Consider the following 8,758-nt stretch of genomic DNA (forward strand, 5'->3'; position numbering starts at 1 on the left):
GGCCGGCAGCGTGGTGCTGCGCCTCGCCAACCCGCGCGTGGCCCCGCACCTGGGCCTGTGCGTGCTGGGCTCCGACCCAGCCCTGGGGGCCTGGGACAACCGCCGGGGCCTGGTGCTTTCGGATGCCGACTACCCCACCTGGGCCGCCACCGTGCAGCTGCAAAACCCTGGCGAAGACTGCCTCTATAAGTACGCCCTGTGGGATGCCGCCGCCGGCCAGGCCCTCGACATGGAGGGCGGCGAGAACCGCGTGATTCCGGCCAGCGGCGACGCGGCCGCCGTGCGCGTGTTTAATGATGAGGACTACCAGCAGGCCAGCGCCTGGCGCGGGGCTGGCGTGGCGCTGCCCGTGTTTGCCATGCGCAGCGAAAGTGGCCTGGGCGTGGGCGAGTTCATCGACCTGAAGCTGCTGACCGACTGGGCCGTGCTCACCGGCTTGCAGCTGGTGCAGGTGCTGCCTATCAACGACACGGTGGCCACCCATACCTGGGTCGACTCGTACCCCTACGCCGCCATTTCGGTGTACGCACTGCATCCGCAATTCCTTCACCTCGAAGGCATTGCGCAGTTGAAAAGCAAGAAGGACGCCGCCGAGCTGGCCCGCCTCAAGCAGGAGCTGAACGCCAAAGACTTCGTGGACTACGAGCCGGTGATGGCCGCCAAGTGGAAATTCCTTCGCCTCCTATATAAGCAGGAGAAAAAAGCTTTCCTGGCCGACGCCGACTACCGGCAGTTCCTGGCCGAGCAGGGGCCCTGGCTGGTGCCCTACGCCGCCTTCTCGGCCCTGCGCGACCGGTTTGGCACCGCCGACTTCACCCAGTGGCCGGCCGGGTTCCGCACCCCGCCCGACCTGGGGGCCCTCACCGCCGAAACCGCGGCCGACTACAACGACTTCGGCCTGTTCTTCTTCCTGCAATTCCACCTCGATAAGCAGCTGCGCGAAGCCGTAGCCTACGCCCGCACCAAGGGCGTAGTGCTCAAGGGCGACTTGCCCATCGGTATCTACCGCCACTCGGTGGAGGCCTGGACGCAGCCCGAGCTGTTTCATATGGACCAGCAGGCCGGGGCCCCGCCCGACGATTTTTCGACCACCGGCCAGAACTGGCGCTTCCCCACCTACAACTGGCCGCGCATGGCCGAAGACGGCTACGCCTGGTGGCAGCAGCGCCTCAGCCACCTGGGCCGCTACTTCGATGCCCTGCGCATCGACCACATCCTGGGCTTCTTCCGCATCTGGGAGATGCCCGCCCACTCGGTGGAGGGCCTGCTGGGGCATTTTTCGCCCGCGCTGCCCCTGCACCGCCACGAGATTGAGCAGCGCTTGGGCTGGTTCGACCACGGCCGCCTTTGCGCGCCCTACATCCGCTGGCACGTGCTGGAGGCCATCTTCGGCCAGCAGGCGCAGAGCGTGTTCGAGGAATACCTCGACGATGCCGGCTACGGCACCTACCGCTTCAAGGCCGGCCTGGGCACCCAGCGCGAGCTGGAAGCCTACGTGGCCGAAAAGTTAAAAGTTAAAAGTGAGGAGTTGAGAGCTGGTGCTGAACCTTCAACTTTTAACGCTTCGCTTTTAACGGAGCTCACCGACTACTTCGCTTGGCTGGAAAAAGGCCTGTACCAGCTCGTGAACGAGGTGCTGTTCGTGCCCGCCGCCACCGCCGATTTCTACCACCCGCGCATCACGCTCAACAAAACCTGGTCGTTCCGCGAGCTGGACGGCGACGAGGCCCGCCGCCGGCTCTACGACGACATTTACGTGGACTTTTTCTTCCACCGCCACGAGGAATTTTGGCGCCAGCAGGGCCTGGCCAAGCTGCCGGCCGTGCGCTACGCCACCGACCTGCTCATCTGCGGCGAAGACTTGGGCATGGTGCCGGCCTCGGTGCCCGGCGTGATGAAGCAGCTCGGCATCCTGGGCCTGAACATCCAGCGGATGCCCGCCACGCCCGGCCTCGAATTCAGCCACCCCAACGACGCCCCCTACCTGAGCGTCGTTACGACCAGTAGCCACGACATGAGCACTTTGCGCGGCTGGTGGCAGGAAAACCGCGTGGCCACCCAGCGCTACTTCGAAACGCTGCTGGGCCACTGGCGCGAGGTAGCCCCGTTCTACTGCGAGCCCTGGGTAGTGCGCGAAATCGTGGTGCAGCACCTGCACTCGCCGGCCATGTGGGCCATCCTGCCCTTGCAAGACTACCTGGGCATGGATAACCACCTGCGCCGCGCCGACCCCGCCGCCGAGCAAATCAACGTGCCCGGCAACCCCGCCCACTTCTGGAAGTATCGCCTCCACCTGCCCCTCGAAGAGCTGGTAGATGCCGTTGGCTTCAACGAGCCGTTGCGGGCCTTGGTGCAAGGCAGCGGGCGCGGTTAGGCGTTCGCTCCAAGTTGCAAAGCGGGGGGGGGGGCCGGCCACGGCGCGGGCTTCCACCCCGTCGTGGCCAGCCCGCCGGGGCCCTACGCAAGGCCCTCCCCCCAATCCGGGGGAAGGGCCTTTGTGGGTTTGGGGCCCCGGGTAGCGGGATAGGGCTCATCCCAGCGGGGACATTTGCCGTATGGGGGACATGCCTGATTCCACCACTCCCGCCGCCGTTCTGGCCCTGCACTACTGGGCCGGTGCCGGTCATGAATTCAACGCCCTGCGCCCGCTGCTGCCCGCGGGCACTACTCTGCTCGCCCCCGACCTGCCCGGGTTCGGTGCGCAGGGGGCCCCTATGGGGTTCGACTACTCAGTGGGGGCCTACGCCGATTGGGTAGCAACTTTCATAGCTGAGCAAAAGCTAACCGACTACGTGCTGGTGGGCCACAGCCTGGGCGGCAAGGTGGCCCTGGCGCTGGCCGCCACCCGGCCCGCCGGCCTGCGCCGGTTGGTGCTGCTCTCGCCCTCGCCGCCCAGCCCCGAGCCGATTTCCGACGACAACCGCGCTGCCTCGCTTGCCGCCTACGGCAAGCCGGTGGAGGCCGAAAAGACCTTCCACACCATCACCGAGGCCGCCCTGCCCGCCGCCGTGCACCAGCAAATAGTGGCCGACAACCTCCGCAGCGACCATGTGGCCTGGGACGCCTGGCTGCTCGGTGGCTCGCTGGAGGACCTCACCGCCCTGATGGGCGAAATCGCCGTGCCCTGCCACCTGCTGGTGGGCGCCGACGACCGGGCCATTCCCGCCGCCGCCCAGCGCCAGCAAACCCTGCCGCTACTGCCCCCCGGCACCCAACTCACGGAAGTGCCCGGGGCCGGCCACCTGCTGCCCTACGAGGCCCCGGCCGCCGTGGCCGCCGCCATTGCGGGCTAGCGCCGCCTGGGGCCCCGCGCCGCAAAAATTGAAGTTGCTAAAGCAAGGCTGGGGCATCGAGCGCCAGCTTTGCTTCAGAGGTTATCCGAATAGGTAGAAAGATTGTCATTCCGACGCAGGAGGAATCTGGGTAAAATCAGGCAAGGACAGTTTTCAGATTCCTCCTGCGTCGGAATGACAACCACCTATTGGATAGATTTTTAGCGGGTAGTGAGGGCTACCGTGGCGGCAGGTAGGGCCCCGGCAGTGGCGCGCAGGGTAATGACGCCGGCTTGCGGGCTGGACTTTACGATGACCAGGCAGCGGCCTTGCCAGGCGTTGCGCTGGGGCCCCTGGTAGCTCTCGGTGCTGGTAGGGTTGGCGTTGCCCACCCCGACGATGGTGCCGGCGCCAGTCAGCTCGAACTTCAGCGGGGTAATGGCCTTGGGGTGGCGCACGCCTTGGGCGTCAGCTACTTCCACGGTGACGTAGCTCAAGTCCTGGCCGTTGGCCTGGAGGGTGCGGCGGTCGGCGGTGAGGCGTAGTTGGGCGGGCGCGGCGGCGGTGTGCAGCTCGGCGGCGCGCACTTGCTGGCGGCCGGTGTAGCCCACGGCTTTCAGCACGCCGGCCTGGTAGGGCACCTGCCACGTGGCCCGGAACTGGGTGGCGCGGGTGGTGGGCCGGCTGCCCAGCGACTGGCCGTTCAGCAGCAGTTCCACCCGCTCGCACGACGAATACACGTCCACCGTGAGGGGCTTGGCTTCCTGGCCCGGCCAAGTCCAGTCGGCCAGCACGTCGTCCCACTCCCACTTGCTCCATTCCTGCTTGTCGGGGTTGGTGGGGAAGGAAGGCGCGGGCGGGTGCACGAACACCGACACCTGGTTCGGCTGCCACAGCGCGTCGCGGTAGTACGACTGCGGCCGCTTCCAGCCGCACACGTCGATGTCGCCGCAGTAGGCCAGGTTCCAAGGGTAAAAATTCTGGTACTGCCAGTAGCCGAGCCAGCCGATGCTCGATTCCCCGATGTAGTCGATGGCCGTCCACACGAAGTCGCCGAGCACGTAGGGGTGGTCCACGGCGGCCATCCAGCTGCCGAACGCCTCCAGTGCGTACGATTCCGAGCCGTACATCACCCGGTTGGGCACGCGGGCGTGGTCCTGGGCGTAGATGTCGGCTTGGTGGTGGTCGCCGCCGGCCGCGTAGTTGTAGCCGCTCACGTCGAGCGCCGCGAAGTAGGGGTCCTTGTCGGGATTCAGGCCGTTCACGGCCGCCGTCACGGGCCGGGTGAGGTCGAGGCCGCGCACGTAGTCGCCCAGCTGCCGGGCCGTGGCCATGCCCGCGGGGGCCCCGCGCTCGGGGATTTCGTTGCCCAGGCTCCACAGGATGATGGACGGGTGGTTGCGGTCGCGCTGCACCATGCTGGCCACGTCGGCTTGCCACCACTGATCGAAGTACAGGTGGTAGTCGAAGGGGTTTTTGCCCACCCGCCACATGTCGAAGGCCTCGTCGATGACGAGCATGCCCAGCCGGTCGCAGGCGGCGAGCAGGGCCGGGCTGGGCGGGTTGTGGGTGCAGCGGATGGCGTTGTAGCCGCTGGCTTTCAGCAGCTCAATCTTGCGCTCCTCGGCGCGGTCGTAGGCCCGGGCGCCCAGGGGCCCGTTGTCGTGGTGGAAGCAGCCGCCCTTCAGCTTCAGCGGCTGCCCGTTCAGCTGGAAGCCGCGCGCGGCGTCGAACGCAATGGTGCGCACGCCGAAGGAAGTTTCTTGGCGGTCAGTCAGTTGGGGCCCCTGGTGCACCTCGGACACGGCCGTGTAAAGATTGGGCTGGTCCACCGACCACAGCGCGGGCTTCTTCAGGGCCAGGGTTTGGTCGAAGGTAGCCGTGGCGCCGGCGGCTACAGTCTGCGTGGTTTCGGTGCGGGCCACTTCCTGGCCGCGGGCGTTGCGCAGGCGCGTCACCAGGGTCAGGGCGGCGGCCTGGGGCCCCTCGTTCGCTACGGCGGTTTGGGCGCGCACCTGGGCCGCGGCGGCCGTGGCGGTGGGCGTGGTGAGGTAGGTGCCCCACGGTGCCACGTGCACCGGCGCCAGCGTGCGCAGCCACACGTGCCGGTAAATGCCTGAGCCCGAGTACCAACGGCTGTTGGCGCCCTCGTTTTGGACTTGCACCGCCAGCACGTTGGGGCCCCCAAACGCCACCTTGTCCGTCACGTCATACCAAAAACTGGTGTAGCCGTAGGGGTGCGTGCCCAACGACTGGCCGTTCAGCCACACCTCGGCGTTCATGTACACGCCGTCGAACTGCACCTGCACCCGCTGCCCTTTTTGGGCGGCGGGCACCGCAAACGTTTTGCGGTACCAGCCAGTGCCGCCGGTGGTGAAGCCGCCGCTGACCTGGCTGATGGCGTCGGCCCGAAACGGCGACGCGGTGCCCGGCAGGTCCTCGATGCTCCAGTCGTGGGGCAAGTCCACGGCCCGCCACGCCGCATCGTCGAAGCCCGGCCGTTCGGCCCCCTGGGCCCCGCCGCGGTGGAAGCGCCAGCCGGCGTCGAACAAGGCCGTGGTGCCGGGCGCGCTTTGGGCGCGTGCGGCCGGGGCCAGCAGTAGCAAACCCGTCAAGCTCAGTAGGTAGCGAAGGAGGTGCTTCATAAGGGCGGCGCGGCGCCGGGGCCCCGGCGCGTGCGCCGGCCAAAATAAGCAACTCCTGGGCTCTCGGCCCGCCGCCCCTACTCCAGGGCCCGGCCGCGGAAGAGCAGGTAGCCCAGGTGGGCGTACACGCCGAAGTGCTCGTTGGGGTCGTCGTAGTAGCGGGCGTGCAGGGCCAGGGGCCCCACGGGCGTCATGAAAAGGAAGCCCGTGCTGGCCGTCAGCCGCGGCCGCTCGAAGCCACTGGTGCGCAGGGCCGTCTGGTCATTGGCCTGCTCGAAGGGCTGGAAGTTAACGTGCACGTACAGCTCGGAGCGCCACTGCAAGCTGCCCAGCACAGCCTGGCTGTAGCGCACGCCCACGGCCGCGTAGCGCCCGCTGCGGTACTTGTCCAAGAACAGCGTGCGGGCGTCGGGCAGCGGCGCAAACACCGGCGCGATGGCCTGCGAGGCCCGGAAATTGCTGAACGAGCCCTGGCCCGAGGCCACCAGCTCGCCGAAATAGCCCCAGGTGTGGCGGTCGCCGGGCAGGGCAAAGTAGCGTTCCACCGTGGCCCGGAATTGCAGCCACTGGTGGTGGCGCTCGTTGGCCGCCAACACCGACGTGGAGCCCGGCGTGTAGGCCGACGACCCCGTGACGCCGCGCAGCGTGTACGAGTAGCGGTGGCCGCTGGTGGCGTACTGCTTCTCATTCAGGGTGTTGCGGTCCAGGCGCAGGGCCCCCGTGAAGCCGTGGAAGATGGTTTTGTCGAGCACGTCGCTGCTGCTGACGTCCGTGCGGTTCGTGTAGTCGTCGTGCGTCGAGAACAGGCCCGCGTCGAGCAGCAGCCGGCTGCGGTAGGTCGGCGTCACGCCCACCTGGAAGCCCGCCTTCGTGTCCTGCTGCCGGATTTGGGTGCCCAGCGCGTTGCGCCCCAGCAGGCCGCCCGTGCTCTGGTAGTCCCACTGGTTGTAGGTGATGCCCGGCTCCACGTAGAATGGTACTTTGCCCGGCACGCTGATGCGGAACGAGCCGTGGGCCCCGTTGTAAAAGCGCCCCAGGCTCACGTCGGCCGCCGTGGTGTAGAGCAGCCGGCCCAGCGCCCGGTACTCCAGGCCCAGGAAAAAATTGTCGATGGGCCGGGTGCTCAGCACGAAGCCCACCTCCGCCGTCACGTTGTTGTTGCGCTGCGCGTCGAGGCTGAAAATGTAGCCCTTGCGCGCCGTATCGTAGCGGATGCGCGGGTAAATGTTCTTGAAGTAGTCGTCCGACGCCAGCCGGTAGTAGCCCTCCTCAATCTCGTCGAGGCCAAACTCGCGGCCTTTGCGCTGGAAAAACTTAGCCACGTACGCGTTCTGGTTCGGCTTGAGGCCGCGCACCTGCACCTCCAAAAAGCGCGGCGCGGGCACACCCTCCTGAAACGCCAGCCGCCGCGCCAGCAGCGCCGGCAAGTCCTGGCGGCGGCTGATGCGCTGCTTGATGAGGTCCATCTTCAGCTGCGTGGCCGTGTCGCCCTCGGCAATAAAGGCCTTCACCTGGTCGAAGTCGCCCACGCCCAGGGCCCCCAGGCGGGGCTGGATGTAGATGCCGTTCTTGCCCACGCTCGACGTGTCGGCCACGCTCGTGCCCAGGAACAGCACCGTGGTGGCCAGCAGCTCGTCGTCTTTCTTAAACGGGTACTTTTTGAAGGCCACGTCGCCCACGTTCACCCCGATGATGACGTCGGGCGCAAACTCCGTTTTCATGGCCGACGTGGGGAAGTTGTCGAATACCGCCCCGTCATAATAATATTTCCCATCGAGGTTGCGGATGGGCCGGAACGCCAGCGGAAACGTCATCGAGTTGCGCACCGCGTCGCTCAGCGAGCCCTTGCGCTGCACCACTTCCTGGCGCGTAAACACCTCCGACGTCATGCACCGAAACGGTACGAACAGCTTGTCGAAGTCGTAGCCTGCCTCGGCCCCCGACGGGGCCATGAGCTTGGCCAGGGCCAGGTTCAGGTTCAAATCGTTCACCAGGTTCGAGCTCACCCGCGCGTGCAGCGTCGAGTCCACGGCTACGCCCAGGCGCAGGGCCGAGGGTGAAGGCTCGCTCGTAACGTAGTTGAACGTCTTGCTCTCCAGGGATTTGCCCGACGTCCATTTCTGGAATTCCTCGCTCAGCACAATCTGCTCAATGTCGGCCGGCGAGTAGCCCGAGGCGTACATGGCCCCCACCACGGCCCCCATGCTCGTGCCCACGATGTAGTCGATGGGGATGTGGTTCTTCTCCAGCTCCTTGAGCACGCCCACGTGGGCTAGGCCCTTGGCGCCGCCGCCGCTCAGCACCAGCCCCACCCGCTGGGCTTGGGCCGGGCCCGCCCAGCCCAGCGCGCCGGCCACCAAGCCAGCGCATAATAATTTTTTAATCATAAAATAATTCAATAGCATAGCAGCCGGTTCGCCCACTCTGCGCCGAAAGTACGACACCGCCCCGAATGCGCCCGGGGCCCCGGGGCCCTGCGTTGACGTTTGGCATAATCCCGTGCCTCGCTCAGAAAGTCAACAAGCCCGGAAGCCCCGCTCCCAGCCTTGCTGGCCAGATTTACGAAGCCGCCGCCACTACGGGCCCCGCGTAGCCGAGCCGCCCGGCTGGGCTACGCCGCGGGGCCCGGCGCGGGCCAGGCCACGGTGGCGCACAGCTGCGTCCCGGTTTCAGCAAAGCCCAGGCGCACGCCCAGCCCTTGGGCCAGGCGGCCGGCAATCCACAGGCCCAGGCCGGTGCCGGGGGCCAGCGGGTCGGCTGGTACCAGGCGGCGGTGAGGTGGGGCCAGGTGGGGGCCCCAGGGGGCACGGCCAGCGCGTTGGCCACGCCGATAGTGGGGCC

At 67.2% G+C, this 8,758-nt stretch carries 5 protein-coding genes; 2 read left to right on the forward strand and 3 right to left on the reverse strand.

Going from position 1 to position 8,758, the window contains the following annotated elements; all coding sequences use genetic code 11:
• Together BEN49_RS07095 and BEN49_RS07100 are read left to right on the forward strand one after the other, a co-directional pair.
• On the forward strand, nucleotides 1–2,374 hold a 2,374-nt coding region (locus tag BEN49_RS07095; protein ID WP_070742356.1), incomplete at its 5' end, for a 4-alpha-glucanotransferase.
• Nucleotides 2,375–2,564: 190 nt separating this feature from the next.
• The gene (locus BEN49_RS07100) at nucleotides 2,565–3,293 is read left to right on the forward strand and encodes an alpha/beta fold hydrolase (RefSeq protein ID WP_158022777.1); all 729 of its coding nucleotides are present in this window, start codon (nucleotides 2,565–2,567) and stop codon (nucleotides 3,291–3,293) included.
• Nucleotides 3,294–3,493: 200 nt separating this feature from the next.
• Here BEN49_RS07100 and BEN49_RS07105 read toward each other — a convergent pair whose 3' ends face one another.
• The 3 genes from BEN49_RS07105 to BEN49_RS27680 form a co-directional block, all read right to left on the reverse strand.
• Nucleotides 3,494–5,917, reverse strand: coding sequence for a glycoside hydrolase family 2 TIM barrel-domain containing protein (locus tag BEN49_RS07105; RefSeq protein WP_070742358.1), 2,424 nt, complete (start codon nucleotides 5,915–5,917; stop codon nucleotides 3,494–3,496).
• A 77-nt stretch (nucleotides 5,918–5,994) separates the two neighbouring features.
• Nucleotides 5,995–8,304, reverse strand: coding sequence for a patatin-like phospholipase family protein (locus BEN49_RS07110; protein ID WP_158022778.1), 2,310 nt, complete (start codon nucleotides 8,302–8,304; stop codon nucleotides 5,995–5,997).
• A gap of 224 nt (nucleotides 8,305–8,528) precedes the next feature.
• A partial coding sequence (locus tag BEN49_RS27680; RefSeq protein ID WP_204376071.1) for a hypothetical protein occupies nucleotides 8,529–8,758 on the reverse strand: 230 nt, incomplete at its 5' end.

This window comes from Hymenobacter coccineus (assembly GCF_001816125.1).
In the GTDB taxonomy this organism is placed as follows: Bacteria; Bacteroidota; Bacteroidia; order Cytophagales; family Hymenobacteraceae; genus Hymenobacter; species Hymenobacter coccineus.

What these genes read in the sequence shown, in the direction of transcription:
- BEN49_RS07100 (WP_158022777.1), top strand. Translation starts at nt 2,565, where the DNA reads ATGCCTGATTCCACCACTCCCGCCGCCGTTCTGGCCCTGCACTACTGG.
- BEN49_RS07105 (WP_070742358.1), bottom strand. Translation starts at nt 5,917, where the DNA reads ATGAAGCACCTCCTTCGCTACCTACTGAGCTTGACGGGTTTGCTACTG.
- BEN49_RS07110 (WP_158022778.1), bottom strand. Translation starts at nt 8,304, where the DNA reads ATGATTAAAAAATTATTATGCGCTGGCTTGGTGGCCGGCGCGCTGGGC.